We start from the raw sequence: 16,956 nt of genomic DNA, 5'->3' as shown, positions 1-16,956 counted from the left end.
CCCTCCGTCACGCGATCCAGTGCGGCCGCTGCGCCGGCGCCGCGGGGCGTGGATCGTCGGCCAGTGCCCGGGCCATTCGCTGCACCGCCTCCGTCAGGGTTTCCGGCGGCAGGGTGTACGGGATGCGCAGCCGGTTCTCGAACAGGCCCGGATCCGCGCCGAAATAGCCGCCGCCCTCGATCCGGACGCCGTGCGCGAGAGCCCGTTCGGCCAGGGCCGAGGAGACCGGTGCGCCCAGGTCGACCCAGAGGGAGAGGCCGCCGGGCGGGGTCCGCCACGACCAGTGCGGGGTGTGGGTCCGCAGCGCCTCGGTGAGCGCCGTGCGGCCCGCGCGGAGGCGGTCCAGGTGGGCGGGGAGCAGGTCCTCCGCCCGGTTCAGCAGGGCCAGGGCGAGGAGCTGGTCCACCACCGAGCCGCCCATGTCGGTGGCCACGCGCTGCGCCGCGAGCTCCGTCACGAGCCGCGCCGGGGCGCGCAGCCAGCCGATGCGCAGGCCCGCCCAGTGCGTCTTGCTCATCGAACCGGTCGTGATGACCTTGCCCGCCGCGTCGGCCGAGCCGTGCGCGGCGAACGGCGCCGGGGCCGGCGCGTCGAGCGCCAGCTCCGCGAGCGTCTCGTCGACGATCAGCCAGGTGCCGGAGCGGTGCGCCGCGTGCAGCACCCGGGCGCGCTCCCCGGACGGCATCACACCACCGGTCGGGTTCTGGAAGTCCGGTATGAGATAGGCGAGTTGCGGCACCGAGCGGCGCAGGGTCGACTCGATGATCTCGCTGTCCCAGCCGCCGGTGTCGCCGCCCTCGCCACCGTCTCCGCCGCCGTCCGTCACCGGCACCGACACCGTGCGCAGGCCGGTGCGCCGCAGCGCCTCCAGGGCGTTCGGGTACGACGGGTTCTCGACCATGGCCCGGTCACCGGGACGGGACAGCAGCGCCAGGATCAGCGAGAGTCCGTGCTGGGCGCCGGAGGTCACGAGGATCTGCTCGGGCGTGGTGGCCAGGCCGCGCGCCGAGAACCGTGCGGCGATCGCCTCCCTCAACTCCGGGAGGCCGTACGGGTGGTAGCCCAGGGTTCCCGCGTGCCCGGCCGCGAGCGGGGCGATCTCGGCGAGGGTGTCGGCGAGGACCTGCCCGGGCAGCGCGGCGGCGGCCCTCGCCAGGTCGATCGCGGTGTCCTCGGGGCGCAGGAGCCGGCTGACGCCCTTCGCCGCGCGGCCCGCGGGCAGCGCCGTCCAGGTGCCGGAGCCCTGTCGGCTGTGCGCGTACCCGTTCTCGCGCAGCAGGTCGTACAGGGCCGTGACCGTGGTCCGGCTGGTACCGAGCGCGGTGGCCAGCTCCCGCTCGGCGGGCAGTCGTACGTGCAGCGCGAGCCGCCCGTCGAGGATCAACTCGCCGATGGCGTGCGCCAGATGCCGGTACGCCGGCCGGGCCCGCGCCGGATCGGGCAGCATCGCGGCGAGCTGCCGGGCCCCGACGGTACGGGGCGTGCGGTCGCGGTGGCCGGAGGCCGCGGCGCCGTGAACCTGGGCGTGAACCACACCATTCTCCTGCGATTGGCCATGCACTGCGGGCCAATCAATCTACAGAGTGACGACATTGGTCCCGAAAGCGCCCTTCCGCGGCGCCCACCCCGCCACCGGAGCGCTGATGTCCCTCTCGTACGTGCCGCTGCGCGAACGCCCCGCCCGCCGTCTGCCGCAGCTCGTCGCCGGCCTGTTCCTGTACGGGTTCAGCCTCGCCCTCATGGTCCGGGCGGGCCTGGGCCTCGCCCCGTGGAGCGTCCTCAACGAAGGCCTCGCCCACCGCACCGCGCTCAGCTTCGGCACGCTCACGAACCTGATCGGCGCGGCCGTCCTGCTGCTGTGGATCCCACTGCGTCAGCGCCCCACTCTGGGCACCTTCGCCAACATCCTCACCGTGGGCTGGTCGTCGGACCTGGCGCTGTGGCTGCTGCCCGCCGACCCCGCGCTCCCGGCGCGCATCGCACTGCTCGCGACCGGCATCCTCCTCAACGGGCTCTCGATCGCCGTCTACGTCGGCGCCCGCTGCGGCCCCGGGCCGCGCGACGGCCTGATGACCGGCCTCACGGCCACCACGGGCCGCAGCGTGCGCACCGTCCGCACCGCCCTCGAGATCGTGGTCCTCACCGCCGGCTGGCTGCTCGGCGGATCGGTGGGCGTCGGGACCGTCCTGTACGCGGTGTCCGTGGGGCCGGTCACGCAGTACTGCATGCCCCGATTCACGTACCGGGCAGGGCGCGACGGTGCCGTCGCCGCTACGCGTCGTACAGATCCGCCTTGCGCGGTGCCGGGTCCTGGACCAGCCCACTGAGCACGCCCGAGCGGTTGCCGAACTTCTCCGTGTCCACGCCGTGCTCGTCGAGGACCCTCAGGGCCGCGGCGTGCACCACCCGCAGCACCGGCGTCGCGGTGCGCAGCGCGTCGTCCGCCATGAAGCGGTGCCGCCAGGGCTGGTCGGCCCAGGCGTGCCGCAGACCGAACGGCTCGGGCAGCACCAGCTTGCCGCCCAGGTGGTCGAGGAGCGGCGGGTACCACGTCAGCGGCGCGCGCACCGCGATGCGGACGGCCTCGCCCGCGGTGACCAGGGAGAGCGTCTTGGTCGTCGTCTCCCAGAACCGTATGGACTTGGTGACTTCCTTCGTCCTCGGCTCGGGCTTCGACGTGAACAGGGAGTTGACCGGGCCGAGGGCGTGGCCCGTCACCTCGATCCGCAGCGTCTCGTGCAGCACCGTCACCGTGATGAGCATGGTGATCACCAACTGGCCGTCCCAGAGCGTGTACTGAACGCCCAGGTAGTGGCGGTCGCCGCTGCCGAACTGCTGCTCGTTGCAGATCCGCTGTATCTCGTGCTGCTTGATCTGGAACGCGTCGACGTCCGCGCCCGAGGGGCGGGCCACCGCCTTCGCGTTCTCCCCGATCGGGGTGACGATCCAGTGCCGTATCGAGGAGGCGGGGAAGCCGCCGGTGTGCAGCGGGCCCCGCTCCAGGAGCCGCAGCTGGTCGTGGATCGCGCGGATCACGTCCCAGCTGCGGAACGGGTGGATCTCCTTGCCCTCCTCGCGCGCGATCAGATCCTCCGCGAGCTGCCAGCTGCCCCAGCGGGTGCCCATGCCCAGGATGCCCTTGGGGCCCGCGTAGAAGATCGAGTTCGACTGCTGCTCCGCCGTCAGCCGGGCCAGCGACTGGCGCAGCTGCTCGGCGGCCGTCTCGCCCGGGCTGCCGGGCACCGCCTCCGGGATCTTCGCGCCGACACCGCCGCCCGACAGCAGCGCGGACCACCGGTCGCGCAGGTCCTTCGCGGTGCGCTCGCAGATGTGCCGCGCCCAGATGCCGCCGATGACCGGGGCCACGAACGAGGCCCGCAGATACCAGGCCCACCCGCCGCCGAAGGGCAGCTTCACGAGCAGCACCGCGACGGCCACGACGGCGATCGCTATCACCGCCGTCGCCAGAGCGGCACGGCCGCGTGCCTCGCGCTCCTTCTTCTTCGCCTCGCCCTTCTCCTTGGCGCCCTTGCCCTCGGCCTCCTTGGCCACCTGCTGGGCCTGCGCCACCCTTTCGCTGTTCGAGCGGTGGATCTGGAACGCGATCAGCCAGAAAACGAACCCGGGCAGGAACAGCACGCCGAACACCACCGTCACGATGGTCAGCAGACTGTCGCGCTGCCGGCGGATACGGGTGGCCGCGAGACAGTGCTCCACGACCACCTGCGGCTCCGTGCCGAACGACTGGATGAGCGGCTTGCGGCCGCCGCCGAGCATCCGCACCTGCACCGCGCGGGAGAACGCCTCACCCAGATTGGGGGCGAAGAGGGACCAAATGCCCTTTTTCACCTCGGACTTGTGCCAGTCGTTGTTGGCTTCCTCTATCTTCGCGGCCGGGTCGTCCCGGTACGCGGCCGACGCGATGGCGAACGTCGCCGCGGTCTGTCCCGCGGAACCCTGCAGCGGGACCTGCGCCCCGGGCCTGAAATCGAATGCGTCGTCCGCCACTGCCGCCCCCATCGCCGCCCGTCTTCGCTGCTGCGGCTTTTCCCGACTTCCCTGCCCCGCACACCTGTTGATCAGTTCATCGGCTTGATGATGTTGATCGCCGTCCAGCGTAACGGCCGCCACCGACATCCGTCCCCGCAAGCAGGATGCCGGTGGTCGCGAGCGCGCGGCCGCAGGTCAACTACGGTGCGTCCTGGGCCTGTTCGCGGATCCTCTCGCTGAGCTGCGGCGGCATCGGCTCGTGCCGCGCGTACCTGCGGCTGAACCGCGCCGTGCCGTGCGACAGCGAGCGCAGATCCACCGCGTACCGGCCGATCTCGATCTCCGGCACCTCGGCCCGTACGAGGGTGCGGCCGCCCGGCGCCTGTTCGGTGCCGACGACCCGGCCGCGGCGGCCGGACAGATCGCTCATCACGGCGCCCACATAGTCGTCGCCGACCAGGACCTGGATCTCGGCCACCGGCTCCAGAAGGTGGATCCTCGCGTCGGAGGCCGCCTCCCGCAGCGCGAGCGCGCCCGCCGTCTGGAAGGCCGCGTCGGAGGAGTCGACCGAGTGCGCCTTGCCGTCGAGCAGCGTGATCCGCACGTCGATCAGCGGGTACCCGGCCGCGACCCCCTTCGTGGCCTGCGAGCGCACGCCCTTCTCCACGGACGGGATGAACTGCCGCGGCACCGCGCCGCCGACGACCTTGTCCACGAACTCGATGCCCGAGCCACCGGGCAGCGGCTCCACCTGGATCTCGCAGATCGCGTACTGCCCGTGCCCGCCGGACTGCTTCACGTGCCGGCCGCGCCCCGCCGCCCTGTCCGCGAACGTCTCCCGAAGGGAGACCCTGTGCCCGACGACGTCGACCTGGACGCCGTACCGCATGCGCAGCCGTTCCAACGCCACGTCCGCGTGCGCCTCGCCCAGACACCACAGCACCACCTGATGCGTGTCCTGGTTCTGTTCGAGCCGCATCGTCGGATCCTCCGCGACGAGCCGCGAGAGCCCCTGCGACAGCTTGTCCTCGTCGGCCTTGCTGTGCGCCTGGATGGCCAGCGGAAGCAACGGGTCCGGCATGTCCCAGGGCGCCATCAGGAGCGGATCGTCCTTGGCGGAGAGCGTGTCGCCGGTCTCCGCCCGGTTCAGCTTCGCCACGCACGCGAGGTCACCGGCGATGCAGTGCGTCAGGGTGCGCTGCCGCTTGCCGAACGGCGCCGAGAGAGCCCCGATCCGCTCGTCCACGTCGTGGTCCTCGTGCCCGCGGTCGGCGAGCCCGTGCCCCGACACGTGCACCGTCTCGTCCGGGCGCAGCGTGCCCGAGAAGACCCGTACGAGAGACACCCGGCCCACGTACGGGTCGGACGCGGTCTTCACGACCTCCGCCACCAACGGCCCCTGCGGATCGCAGGACTTGATCTGCCGCGCCGCGCCGTCGGGTGTGGTCACGGCCGGTGCCACGCCCTCCAGCGGGGTCGGGAAACCGCCCGTGATCAGTTCGAGGAGTTCGAGCGTCCCGATGCCCTGCCGCGCGCCCTCCGCCGCCGGGGCCGCCGCGAGCACGGGGTGGAACACGCCGCGTGCCACGGCCCGCTCCAGATCCTCGACGAGCGTCTTCACGTCGACGTCCTCGCCGCTCAGATAGCGGTCCATCAGGGTCTCGTCCTCGCTCTCCGCGATGATCCCCTCGATGAGCCGGTTGCGGGCCTCCTCGATCAGCGGCAGCTGGTCGGCGTCCGGTTCGGACTCCTTGCGTTCGCCCGACGCGTAGTCGTAGAGGCGCTGCGAGAGCAGCCCGATCAGGCCCGTCACGGGCGCGTGCCCGTCCGCCGCCTGTGCGCCGTGCAGCGGCAGGTACAGGGGCAGTACGGCGTCGGGGTCGTCGCCGCCGAAGTACTCGGCGCAGGTGCGCGTCATCTCCTCGAAGTCGGACCGCGCCGCCTCCAGGTGCGTGACCACGATGGCCCGCGGCATGCCGACCGCCGCGCACTCGTCCCACACCATGCGGGTGGCGCCCGCCATGGTCTCCGGGCCGTCCGCCGCCGAGACGACGAAAAGGGCCGCGTCCGCAGCCCGCAGACCGGCCCTCAACTCCCCGACGAAATCCGCGTAGCCGGGGGTGTCCAGGAGGTTGATCTTGAATCCGCCCCATTCCACCGGGACGAGGGAGAGCTGGACCGAGCGCTGCTGGCGGTGCTCGATCTCGTCGTAGTCGGAGACGCACGTGCCGTCCTCGACCCGGCCCGCCCGGTTCACCGCCCCCGCGGTCAGTGCGAGGGCCTCCACCAGAGTCGTCTTGCCCGATCCGCTGTGGCCGACCAGCACCACATTCCGTACGGACGCGGGATGGTCGGCCGCCGTTGCCCTGCCGGCGGCTCCGGGGTGTCCGTTCGCCTTGTCGCCCATGTGTCCTTGCCTCCCGGTTCGCTTCCACGGTGAGGTGGTTCGTGCTGGGGCTGCCGAAAATCAGCAGGCGGACACGCGAACCCGCGTGTTGGGAGGCGGCTTCGGCGACGCCCGCGGTGCTTTCGAGCTTTCCACTCCGGTCACTGTGCGTCCATACGTCGTACGGGATCGCACGCGCGCGTGGTGGCCCGGCGGCCGTATCCGGGTGTGCGTGACTACGATGGGCCAGCCGGTGGCCAGAGGGGCCACGCGGCACCGACCCTCGGGAAGGCCATGCTGAACAAGTACGCGCGTGCATTCTTCACGCGTGTCCTCACACCGTTCGCCGCGTTTCTCATCCGTCGCGGGGTCAGCCCCGACACGGTCACGCTCCTCGGTACCGCGGGAGTCGTGGCGGGCGCGCTGGTCTTCTACCCGCGAGGAGAGTTCTTCTGGGGCACCGTCGTCATCACGCTGTTCGTCTTCTCGGACCTCGTGGACGGCAACATGGCGCGCCAGCTCGGCCGCTCCAGCCGCTGGGGCGCCTTCCTGGACTCCACGCTCGACCGGGTCGCCGACAGCGCGATCTTCGGCGGCCTCGCGCTCTGGTACGCGGGCGGCGGTGACGACAACATGCTGTGCGCGGTGTCGATCTTCTGCCTCGCGAGCGGCCAGGTCGTCTCGTACACGAAGGCCCGTGGCGAATCGATCGGCCTGCCCGTCGCGGTCAACGGCCTCGTCGAGCGCGCCGAGCGCCTCGTCATCTCACTCGTCGCCGCGGGCTTCGCCGGACTGCACAAGTTCGGCGTGCCGGGCATCCAGTACCTGCTGCCCGTCGCCCTGTGGATCGTCGCCGTCGGCAGCCTCGTCACGCTGATCCAGCGCGTGGTGACCGTGCGCCGGGAGTCCGCCGAGGCCGAAGCGGCCGCGGACGCCTCGGCCCAGGAGGAGGCCGCCTCGTGAGCGGCGCGCAGGAGCGGATCACGGACGCGCTGTACGGGCTCGGCTGGGCCGGGGTCAAGAAGCTCCCCGAGCCGGTCGCCCAGCGCCTCGGCCGGACCATCGCGGACGTCGCGTGGAAGAAGCGCGGCAAGGGAGTGCTCCGCCTGGAGGCGAATCTCGCCCGGGTGGTCCCCGACGCGACCCCGGAGCATCTCGCCCGCCTCTCCAAGGCGTGCATGCGCTCCTACCTGCGCTACTGGATGGAGTCCTTCCGGCTCCCCACGTGGAGCAGGGAGCGCATCAAGAACGGCTTCACCCCCACGGACCTCCACCACCTGACGGACGGCCTCGCCTCCGGCAAGGGCGTCGTTCTCGCGCTGCCCCACATGGGCAACTACGACCTCGCGGGCGCCTGGGTCACCACCAAGCTGGAGACCCCGTTCACGACGGTCGCCGAGCGCCTCAAGCCGGAGACCCTGTACGACCGCTTCGTCGCGTACCGGGAGGGCCTCGGCATGGAGGTCCTCCCGCACACCGGCGGCGCCGCCTTCGGCACGCTGGCGCGGCGACTGCGCGCGGGCGGCCTCGTCTGCCTGGTCGCGGACCGTGACCTGTCCTCGTCGGGCGTCGAGGTGAAGTTCTTCGGCGAGACGACGCGGATGCCCGCCGGGCCCGCGATGCTCGCCCAGCAGACAGGTGCCCTGCTGCTGCCGGTCACCCTCTGGTACGACGACTCGGCCATAATGCGGGGCCGGGTCCACCCACCCATCGACGTACCGGAGACAGGCACCCGGGCCGAGAAGACGTCTGTCATGACGCAGGCGCTGGCCGATGCCTTCGCCACGGGGATCGCGGACCATCCGGAGGACTGGCACATGCTGCAGCGCCTGTGGCTGGCCGACCTGGATCAATTCGAGGAGCGGCCGGCGTGAGGATCGGAATCGTCTGCCCGTACTCCTGGGACGTGCCGGGCGGCGTCCAGTTCCACATCCGCGATCTGGCGGAGCACCTCATCGCCCTGGGACACGAGGTCTCCGTCCTCGCCCCGGCGGACGACGAGACCCCGCTGCCGCCGTACGTCGTGTCGGCGGGCCGGGCCGTTCCCGTTCCGTACAACGGCTCGGTGGCGCGGCTCAACTTCGGCTTCCTGAGCGCCGCGCGCGTGCGCCGCTGGCTGCACGACGGCACCTTCGACGTGATCCACATCCACGAGCCGGCCTCGCCGTCGCTCGGGCTGCTCGCGTGCTGGTCGGCGCAGGGGCCCATCGTCGCGACCTTCCACACCTCCAACCCCCGCTCGCGCGCCATGATCGCCGCGTACCCGATCCTGCAGCCCGCGCTGGAGAAGATCAGCGCGCGCATCGCGGTCAGCGAGTACGCGCGGCGCACGCTGGTGGAACACCTCGGCGGCGACGCGGTCGTCATCCCGAACGGCGTCGACGTCGACTTCTTCGCGCGGGCCGAGCCCAAGCCCGAGTGGCAGGGGGAGACGCTCGGCTTCGTCGGCCGGATCGACGAGCCCCGCAAGGGTCTGCCGGTGCTGATGAAGGCGCTGCCGAAGATCCTGGCCGAGCGCCCCGGGACGCGGCTGCTGGTCGCGGGCCGCGGCGACGAGAAGGAAGCCGTCGAGTCCCTGCCCAAGGAGATGCGCGAGCGCGTCGAGTTCCTCGGCATGGTCAGCGACGAGGACAAGGCCCGCTTCCTCGCCAGCGTCGACGTGTACGTCGCCCCGAACACCGGCGGCGAGTCCTTCGGCATCATCCTCGTCGAGGCGATGTCGGCGGGCGCCCCCGTGCTCGCCTCGGACCTCGACGCCTTCGCCCAGGTCCTGGACCAGGGCGGGGCCGGCGAGCTCTTCACCAACGAGGACGCCGACGCGCTGGCCGTCGCGGCGATCAAGCTGCTCGGCGACCCGGCCCGCCGCGCGGAACTGCGCGAGCGCGGCAGCAAGCACGTACGCCGCTTCGACTGGTCGACGGTCGGCGCGGACATCCTGTCCGTCTACGAGACGGTGACCCAGGGCGCGGCGGCGGTCGCGGAGGACGAGCGGACCGGACGGTTCAGGTCACGGTTCGGCCTGGCCAGGGACTGAGCGCGTTTCCACGGCCCGGTGACGGCACGGCGGCCCCGCCCGCGAAATGAGCGGCTCCACCACCGGTAGCCTTGCCGCCCGTGACCGTCACCCTGATCTGGATCGCCGTAGCCCTCTTCGCGATCGGGCTCTACCTGAGCTGGACCGCGGGCCGCCTGGACCGCCTGCACGCCCGCATCGACGCGGCCCGGGCCGCCCTGGACGCCCAACTCCTGCGCCGCGCCTCCGTCGCCCAGGAACTGGCCACGTCCGGCGTGCTCGACCCGGCCGCCTCGATCGTCCTGTACGAGGCGGCGCACGCGGCACGGCAGGCCGAGGAGGAACAGCGCGAGGTCGCCGAGAGCGACCTCAGTCAGGCGCTCAGGGCGGTCTTCAACGAGCCCGCCCAGGTCGAGGTGGTCCGCGAGGCACCCGGCGGCGAGGAGGCCGCGGAGGAACTGGCCCAGGCCGTGCGCCGGGTTCCCATGGCCCGCCGCTTCCACAACGACGCCGTCCGCGCGGCCCGCGCGCTGCGCCGCCACCGCAAGGTCCGCTGGTTCCGCCTCGCCGGGCACGCCCCGTTCCCGATGGCGTTCGAGATGGACGACGAGGCGCCGGTGGCCCTGGCGGACCGCGCCACCGCCTGACCGTCCCGGCCCCTGCCGCCCCTGCCCCGGAGCGGCGAGATCAACTAGGGTGACGGGCCGCCGCCGGGACCGGCGGGCCTGACGTACCGACGGGGGAGCGGGACCATGCGTGCCAAGTGGGCGGGGCTGTGGAAGTGCGCGGCATGGACGGGGATAGGGCTGAGTCTGTACGCGGGCTGGCTCACCGTCGACGACGTACGTGACCGCGCCTCCAGCGAGCGGGACATCTCCGCGGCCTGCGACGGACTGGTGTCGGGAGCCGAGGTCATGGACCTCCAGGGCGGCATGGTCCGCGCGGAGTCCACCGACTGGGAGCCGCACCGCCTCGACGTGGCGGATCTGCCCGGCAACTGCGTCATCTACAAGGTGCCGAGCCCGGGAAAGTCCTCGCTCCTGTTCTCCCTCCACGTCGAGGCCGACCACGGCGACGAGCCGTTGAACGAGATCGGGGACGAGCAGGACGACCCGTTCGTCTCCGTGACGCGCGGCCGCGATCCGAAAGCCGACGTCACGGCCGTCGCCGACATGTTCCCCGAACCGCACGACCTCGGCGACGGCACCCTCGGCCACTACACCGACCAGTACGTCACCGTGCGCGCCGCCTGTACGACGGACAGCCGCGCCGGCGCCCCGAAACTGCTGAACGTCACGGCGCGCGCCGAGTACGAGGACGTCTCCGCCGCGGACCGTGAGCGTCTGGCCCGGCTCGCCCGCTCGGCCGCGCAGAAGGTCACCGACCGACTGGACTGCCGGACCCGACTGCCCGCGCTCCCGGACGAGTTGACGTCGGTCTCGGCCCGGCTGCGGCCGGCCCGTACGGCGGACGCCTCGTGCCGCTGGTTCGCCCGGCACCTCGACGCGCACGGACAGCGCAGGCTGCCCGACCGGGCCCTGCCCGTCCCGGTCGGCTCCGCCGCACCGGTCGAACGCTGTCTGCTCGCCGTGAGCCCGGACCAGGTGCGCCGCGTCGCCCGCGGCCTGGACGAGGGGCAGCGCGAGTACGCCGACGTCGCGCTCACCCACTCGCCCTGGTGGATGCGGACCGTCTCCTACTTCGGCCCCGAAGCGGACACCGTCGGGTTCCCGCAGGACCGGCACCCGCGGCTCATCGAACCGGGCACCGCCGGCGGCACGCGCGGCGGCTGGTGGGCTTCCTCCCTCTGCGACGGCCGCCCCGCCCTGCACACCCTGAGCTCCGCCTACCTCTACGACAACGTGCTGGGCGGCAAGGAGATCGCCGCGCTCTTCCGCGCCTACGTCGACGACATCACCCGGCGGCGCGGCTGCACCCACGTCACGTTCCCGAAGGACAAGGCCTTCGCCGACGTGGGCAAGTAGCCGGGCGGCCTGTCGATCGCAGGGCAAAAGGAGCCACCGGCTACCCATTGGCCCTTGTAGTGGCCTGGTCCCCAGGGGTTTCCTCGGTGCTGCAACAAGCCTTCTTCACCGAGTGAGGTCATCCGTGTCCACCAGCACCCAGTCCAGCGTCGATTCTTCGTCCTCCGCCACCGGCACCGCCCGCGTCAAGCGCGGCATGGCCGAGCAGCTCAAGGGCGGCGTGATCATGGACGTCGTCAACGCCGAACAGGCGAAGATCGCCGAGGACGCCGGCGCCGTCGCCGTCATGGCGCTGGAGCGGGTTCCCGCCGACATCCGCAAGGACGGCGGCGTGGCCCGCATGTCCGACCCGAACATGATCGAAGAGATCATCGGCGCGGTCTCGATCCCGGTCATGGCCAAGTCCCGCATCGGCCACTTCGTCGAGGCCCAGGTCCTGCAGTCCCTCGGCGTCGACTACATCGACGAGTCCGAGGTCCTCACCCCGGCCGACGAGATCAACCACAGCGACAAGTTCGCCTTCACCACGCCGTTCGTCTGCGGCGCCACCAACCTGGGCGAGGCCCTGCGCCGCATCGCCGAGGGCGCGGCGATGATCCGCTCCAAGGGCGAGGCCGGCACCGGCAACGTCGTCGAGGCCGTCCGCCACCTGCGCCAGATCAAGAACGAGATCGCCAAGCTGCGCGGCTTCGACAACAACGAGCTGTACGCGGCCGCCAAGGACCTGCGCGCCCCGTACGAGCTGGTCAAGGAGGTCTCCGAGCTGGGCAAGCTGCCGGTGGTCCTCTTCTCCGCCGGTGGCGTCGCCACCCCGGCCGACGCCGCGCTCATGCGCCAGCTCGGCGCCGAGGGCGTCTTCGTCGGCTCCGGCATCTTCAAGTCGGGCGACCCGGCCAAGCGCGCCGCCGCCATCGTGAAGGCCACCACCTTCTACGACGACCCCAAGATCATCGCGGACGCCTCCCGCAACCTCGGCGAGGCCATGGTCGGCATCAACTGCGACACCCTCCCCGAGGCCGAGCGCTACGCGAACCGAGGCTGGTGATGACGACCCCCGTGGTCGGCGTCCTCGCACTCCAGGGCGACGTACGGGAGCACCTCATCGCCCTGGCCACGGCCGACGCCGTGGCCAGGCCGGTGCGCCGCCCCGAGGAACTGGCCGAGGTCGACGCCCTGGTCATCCCCGGCGGCGAGTCCACCACCATCTCCAAGCTGGCCCACCTCTTCGGCGTGATGGAGCCGCTGCGCGCGCGCGTGCGCGAGGGCATGCCCGTGTACGGGACGTGCGCCGGCCTGATCATGCTCGCCGACAAGATCCTCGACCCGCGCTCGGGCCAGGAGACCGTCGGCGGCATCGACATGATCGTGCGCCGCAACGCCTTCGGGCGGCAGAACGAATCCTTCGAGGCGGCGGTCGACGTACAGGGCGTCGAGGGCGATCCTGTAGAGGGCGTCTTCATCCGTGCCCCGTGGGTCGAGTCCGTGGGCGCCGCGGTGGAGGTGCTCGCCGAGTACGACGGTCACATCGTCGCCGTACGGCAGGGATACGCTCTCGCGACGTCCTTCCACCCGGAACTCACGGGCGACCACCGGCTCCACGCGCTCTTCGTGGACATGGTGCGTGAGAAGGTCGCGGCGGGATCCTTGTAGGATCTCTCGGGGTCCCTCCGGCCGTTCAGGCCCGGGGGAGCCCGTTCATGGGTTGGTTACGCGAAGGAGACAGGCAGATGTCCGGCCACTCTAAATGGGCTACGACGAAGCACAAGAAGGCCGTGATCGACGCCAAGCGCGGCAAGCTCTTCGCGAAGCTGATCAAGAACATCGAAGTCGCGGCGCGCATGGGCGGCACGGACATCGAGGGCAACCCGACGCTGTTCGACGCCATCCAGAAGGCGAAGAAGCAGTCGGTCCCGAACAAGAACATCGACTCCGCGGTCAAGCGCGGTGGCGGTCTCGAGGCCGGCGGCGCCGACTACGAGACGATCATGTACGAGGGCTACGGCCCGAACGGTGTCGCGGTGCTCATCGAGTGCCTCACCGACAACCGCAACCGCGCCGCCTCCGACGTGCGCGTCGCGATGACCCGCAACGGCGGCAACATGGCCGACCCGGGTTCCGTGTCGTACCTGTTCAACCGCAAGGGCGTCGTGGTCGTCCCCAAGGGCGAGCTGAGCGAGGACGACGTCCTGGACGCCGTGCTCGACGCGGGCGCCGAAGAGGTCAACGACCTGGGCGAGTCCTTCGAGGTCCTCTCCGAGGCCACCGACCTGGTCGCGGTACGCACCGCGCTCCAGGAGGCCGGCATCGACTACGACTCGGCCGACGCCAACTTCGTCCCGACCATGCAGGTCGAGCTGGACGAGGAGGGCGCGCGCAAGATCTTCAAGCTGATCGACGCGCTCGAGGACAGCGACGACGTGCAGAACGTCTTCGCGAACTTCGACGTCTCCGACGAGGTCATGGAGAAGGTCGACGCCTGAGGCGGCCTGACACAGCTTCGCGCGGCGGGCCGACGGGACACACCCCGTCGGCCCGCCGCTTTGTCGGTGGCAGCCGATAGCCTGCACAAACAGGCGATCGAACAAGGGGGCCAGGCGTGCGCGTACTCGGGGTGGACCCGGGGCTTACCCGGTGCGGTGTCGGCGTGGTCGAGGGGGTCGCGGGCCGACCGCTCACCATGCGCGGCGTCGGCGTCGTCAGGACACCTCCGGACGCCGAGCTCGGCCACCGCCTGGTCGCCATCGAGCAGGGCATCGAGCAGTGGCTCGACGAGCACGAGCCCGAAGTCCTCGCCGTGGAGCGGGTGTTCAGCCAGCACAACGTCAGTACGGTGATGGGGACCGCCCAGGCCAGTGCCGTCGCCATGCTGTGCGCCTCGCGCCGCGGCATCCCCGTCGCCCTGCACACGCCCAGCGAGGTCAAGGCCGCCGTCACCGGCAGCGGCCGCGCCGACAAGGCACAGGTGGGCGCCATGGTGACCCGGCTGCTGCGGCTCGACGCCCCGCCCAAGCCGGCCGACGCCGCCGACGCCCTCGCCCTCGCCATCTGCCACATCTGGCGCGCCCCCGCGCAGAACAGACTCCAGCAAGCCGTGGCCCTGCACACGGCTCGAGCATCGAAAGGCCGTACCGCATGATCGCCTTCGTCAGCGGCCCCGTCGCCGCCCTCGCCCCCGACGCCGCGGTGGTGGAAGTCGGAGGCATCGGCATGGCCCTCCAGTGCACGCCGAACACCCTGTCCGGGCTCCGCATCGGCCAGCAGACCAAGCTCGCCACCTCCCTCGTCGTCCGGGAGGACTCGCTCACCCTGTACGGCTTCGCGGACGACGACGAGAAGCAGACCTTCGAGCTCCTGCAGACCGCGAGCGGCGTCGGCCCCCGGCTCGCCCAGGCCATGCTCGCCGTGCACAGCCCGGACGCCCTGCGCCGAGCGGTCTCCACCGGCGACGAGAAGGCGCTCACCGCCGTCCCCGGCATCGGCAAGAAGGGCGCCCAGAAGCTCCTGCTGGAGCTCAAGGACCGGCTCGGCGAGCCGCTCGGCACCGGCGGCCCCGCCATCGGCACGGCCGTCACCAGCGGCTGGCGCGACCAGCTGCACGCCGCCCTGATCGGTCTCGGCTACGCGAGCCGTGAGGCCGACGAGGCGGTCGCCGCGGTCACCCCGCAGGCCGAGGCGGTGGAGAGCCCGCAGGTGGGCCAGCTCCTCAAGGCGGCCCTGCAGACCCTCAACCGCACCCGCTAGCCGACCGCGGACCCCTTGTACTGATCCTCCTGATCCCGCAGCTCACGTAACGCGAGGCACACCACATGAACTGGGACGAGACGACCGACGAAGCCGCCCCGCAGGCAGCCGACCGGCTCGTCGGGCCCGCCGCGGAGCGGCTGGTCGGATCTGTCGCCGACGGCGAGGACCAGGCCGTCGAGGCGGCCCTGCGCCCCAAGGACCTGGGCGAGTTCATCGGCCAGGAGAAGGTCAGGGAGCAGCTCGACCTGGTGCTGCGCGCCGCCCGCGCGCGCGGCGCCACGGCCGACCACGTCCTGCTCTCCGGCGCCCCGGGCCTCGGCAAGACGACCCTCTCCATGATCATCGCGGCGGAGATGGGCGCCCCCATCCGCATCACCTCGGGCCCCGCCATCCAGCACGCGGGCGACCTGGCCGCGATCCTCTCCTCCCTCCAGGAGGGCGAGGTCCTCTTCCTCGACGAGATCCACCGGATGTCGCGGCCCGCCGAGGAGATGCTCTACATGGCGATGGAGGACTTCCGCGTCGACGTCATCGTCGGCAAGGGCCCCGGCGCCACCGCCATCCCGCTCGAACTTCCGCCGTTCACGCTGGTCGGCGCCACCACGCGCGCGGGCCTGCTGCCGCCCCCGCTGCGCGACCGCTTCGGCTTCACCGCGCACATGGAGTTCTACGAGCCGCACGAGCTGGAGCGGGTGATCCATCGCTCGGCAGGACTCCTCGACGTGGAGATCGACCCGGCGGGAGCGGCCGAGATCGCCGGCCGCTCCCGCGGCACCCCGCGCATCGCCAACCGCCTCCTGCGCCGCGTCCGCGACTACGCGCAGGTCAAGGCCGACGGACACATCACCCAGGACATCGCCGGCGCGGCGCTCGGCGTCTACGAGGTGGACGGCCGCGGCCTCGACCGCCTTGACCGCGCCGTCCTGGAGGCCCTGCTCAAACTGTTCGGCGGCGGACCTGTGGGACTTTCGACACTCGCGGTCGCCGTGGGGGAGGAGCGCGAGACCGTCGAGGAGGTCGCCGAGCCCTTCCTCGTACGCGAGGGACTGCTGGCCCGAACCCCGCGCGGCCGGGTCGCCACACCTGCCGCGTGGGCCCACCTCGGACTGACTCCGCCCCAGGGAAAGCCGGGCGCAAGCGGACAACAGGGCCTCTTCGGGGCGTGACGGCGCGGGTACTCGCGGCGGCTGGAACCCCGGTGCCATGCTGAGCGTTGTTCCCACATGGCGGACTCGCTTAGACTCCGCCGACGTCGCCCTTAAGGTTGATGGACGACGGCCGACCCCCAAACCCCGACAAGGCCGCTGTCCGCCGCGGTCGTATGAAGGAAGTTCCCACCCGTGAGTCTCGTGACCCTCCTCCCGTTCATCGTGCTCATCGGGGCCATGTTCCTGATGACCCGGTCTGCCAAGAAGAAGCAGCAGCAGGCCGCGAGCATGCGCAATGAGATGCAGCCCGGTTCCGGCGTCCGCACGATCGGGGGCATGTACGCCACGGTCAAGGAGGTCAACGAGGACACGGTCCTCCTCGACGCAGGCCCCGGCGTCCACCTCATGTTCGCGAAGAACGCGATCGGCGCCGTGCTCTCCGATGACGAGTACAACCGCATCGTCCACGGCCCGGAGGCCGACACGGACGAGCTGACCGACGACGCCGTCGTGCCGGACGACGCGTCCTCCCTCACCGAGACCGACGAGACCGCCGCTGACGACTCGCGCATCGACCTCGGCAAGAAGGACGAGGCCGCCGAGGCCGACGAGCCCGCCGAGGCCGCCAAGACCGGCGACGCCGAGGCGAAGAAGACCGACGGCGAGTCCGACGCGAAGTAGTCACGACCG

General features: G+C 71.6%; 16 protein-coding genes. 13 read left to right on the top strand and 3 right to left on the bottom strand.

The window, feature by feature from the left end:
• Positions 1-7 precede the first annotated feature (7 nt).
• A complete protein-coding gene (locus tag B072_RS0136260) occupies positions 8-1,534 on the bottom strand; it encodes a PLP-dependent aminotransferase family protein (protein ID WP_018534891.1) in 1,527 nt (508 codons plus the stop codon).
• Between the two features lie 109 nt (positions 1,535-1,643).
• Here B072_RS0136260 and B072_RS0136255 point away from each other — a divergent pair, with 109 nt between their 5' ends.
• A complete protein-coding gene (locus B072_RS0136255) occupies positions 1,644-2,327 on the top strand; it encodes a YczE/YyaS/YitT family protein (RefSeq protein WP_018534890.1) in 684 nt (227 codons plus the stop codon).
• Here B072_RS0136255 and B072_RS0136250 read toward each other — a convergent pair.
• The gene (locus tag B072_RS0136250) at positions 2,272-4,020 is read right to left on the bottom strand and encodes a hypothetical protein (protein ID WP_018534889.1); all 1,749 of its coding nucleotides are present in this window, start codon (positions 4,018-4,020) and stop codon (positions 2,272-2,274) included. The genes B072_RS0136255 and B072_RS0136250 overlap by 56 nt on opposite strands.
• Positions 4,021-4,189: 169 nt before the next feature.
• Complete coding sequence (locus tag B072_RS0136245; protein WP_018534888.1) at positions 4,190-6,397, bottom strand: elongation factor G-like protein EF-G2; 2,208 nt, start codon at positions 6,395-6,397, stop codon at positions 4,190-4,192.
• Positions 6,398-6,670: 273 nt separating this feature from the next.
• On the opposite strand from B072_RS0136245, the gene pgsA reads away from it, so the two are divergent.
• From pgsA to yajC, 12 genes are all read left to right on the top strand, one after another.
• Positions 6,671-7,339 carry a phosphatidylinositol phosphate synthase gene (gene pgsA, locus B072_RS0136240; protein ID WP_018534887.1) on the top strand — a complete coding sequence of 223 codons (669 nt, stop codon included), beginning with the start codon at positions 6,671-6,673 and terminating at the stop codon, positions 7,337-7,339.
• A complete protein-coding gene (locus tag B072_RS0136235; protein ID WP_018534886.1) occupies positions 7,336-8,250 on the top strand; it encodes a phosphatidylinositol mannoside acyltransferase in 915 nt (304 codons plus the stop codon). Before pgsA ends, B072_RS0136235 begins: the two co-directional genes overlap by 4 nt.
• Positions 8,247-9,410 (top strand): glycosyltransferase family 4 protein, encoded by a 1,164-nt coding sequence (locus tag B072_RS0136230; RefSeq protein ID WP_018534885.1) that lies wholly within the window; start codon positions 8,247-8,249, stop codon positions 9,408-9,410. The genes B072_RS0136235 and B072_RS0136230 overlap by 4 nt, the downstream gene beginning before the upstream one ends.
• 80 nt (positions 9,411-9,490) lie before the next feature.
• On the top strand, positions 9,491-10,036 hold the full coding sequence (locus tag B072_RS0136225) for a hypothetical protein (RefSeq protein WP_018534884.1): 546 nt from the start codon (positions 9,491-9,493) through the stop codon (positions 10,034-10,036).
• 105 nt (positions 10,037-10,141) lie between these two features.
• Positions 10,142-11,374: a hypothetical protein gene (locus B072_RS0136220; protein ID WP_018534883.1), complete on the top strand. Its 1,233-nt coding sequence runs from the start codon at positions 10,142-10,144 to the stop codon at positions 11,372-11,374.
• Between the two features lie 124 nt (positions 11,375-11,498).
• Positions 11,499-12,419: a pyridoxal 5'-phosphate synthase lyase subunit PdxS gene (gene pdxS, locus B072_RS0136215; RefSeq protein ID WP_018534882.1), complete on the top strand. Its 921-nt coding sequence runs from the start codon at positions 11,499-11,501 to the stop codon at positions 12,417-12,419.
• Positions 12,416-13,024 (top strand): pyridoxal 5'-phosphate synthase glutaminase subunit PdxT, encoded by a 609-nt coding sequence (gene pdxT / locus B072_RS0136210; RefSeq protein ID WP_086020447.1) that lies wholly within the window; start codon positions 12,416-12,418, stop codon positions 13,022-13,024. Before pdxS ends, pdxT begins: the two co-directional genes overlap by 4 nt.
• A gap of 77 nt (positions 13,025-13,101) precedes the next feature.
• Positions 13,102-13,854, top strand: a complete 753-nt coding sequence (locus B072_RS0136205; RefSeq protein ID WP_018534880.1) for a YebC/PmpR family DNA-binding transcriptional regulator — start codon at positions 13,102-13,104, stop codon at positions 13,852-13,854.
• A gap of 116 nt (positions 13,855-13,970) precedes the next feature.
• On the top strand, positions 13,971-14,510 hold the full coding sequence (gene ruvC / locus B072_RS0136200; RefSeq protein WP_026246657.1) for a crossover junction endodeoxyribonuclease RuvC: 540 nt from the start codon (positions 13,971-13,973) through the stop codon (positions 14,508-14,510).
• Complete coding sequence (gene ruvA / locus B072_RS0136195; RefSeq protein WP_018534878.1) at positions 14,507-15,115, top strand: Holliday junction branch migration protein RuvA; 609 nt, start codon at positions 14,507-14,509, stop codon at positions 15,113-15,115. Before ruvC ends, ruvA begins: the two co-directional genes overlap by 4 nt.
• Before the next feature lie 65 nt (positions 15,116-15,180).
• The gene (ruvB, locus tag B072_RS0136190) at positions 15,181-16,284 is read left to right on the top strand and encodes a Holliday junction branch migration DNA helicase RuvB (RefSeq protein ID WP_018534877.1); all 1,104 of its coding nucleotides are present in this window, start codon (positions 15,181-15,183) and stop codon (positions 16,282-16,284) included.
• 174 nt (positions 16,285-16,458) lie between these two features.
• A complete protein-coding gene (gene yajC / locus B072_RS0136185; protein ID WP_018534876.1) occupies positions 16,459-16,947 on the top strand; it encodes a preprotein translocase subunit YajC in 489 nt (162 codons plus the stop codon).
• Positions 16,948-16,956: the final 9 nt, after the last annotated feature.

Origin of the sequence: Streptomyces sp. HmicA12 (assembly GCF_000373565.1) — a bacterium.
Classification (GTDB): Bacteria; Actinomycetota; Actinomycetes; order Streptomycetales; family Streptomycetaceae; genus Streptomyces.
The sequence above is the reverse complement of the archived record's forward strand: the minus strand, read 5'-3'. Positions and strand labels throughout refer to the sequence as shown.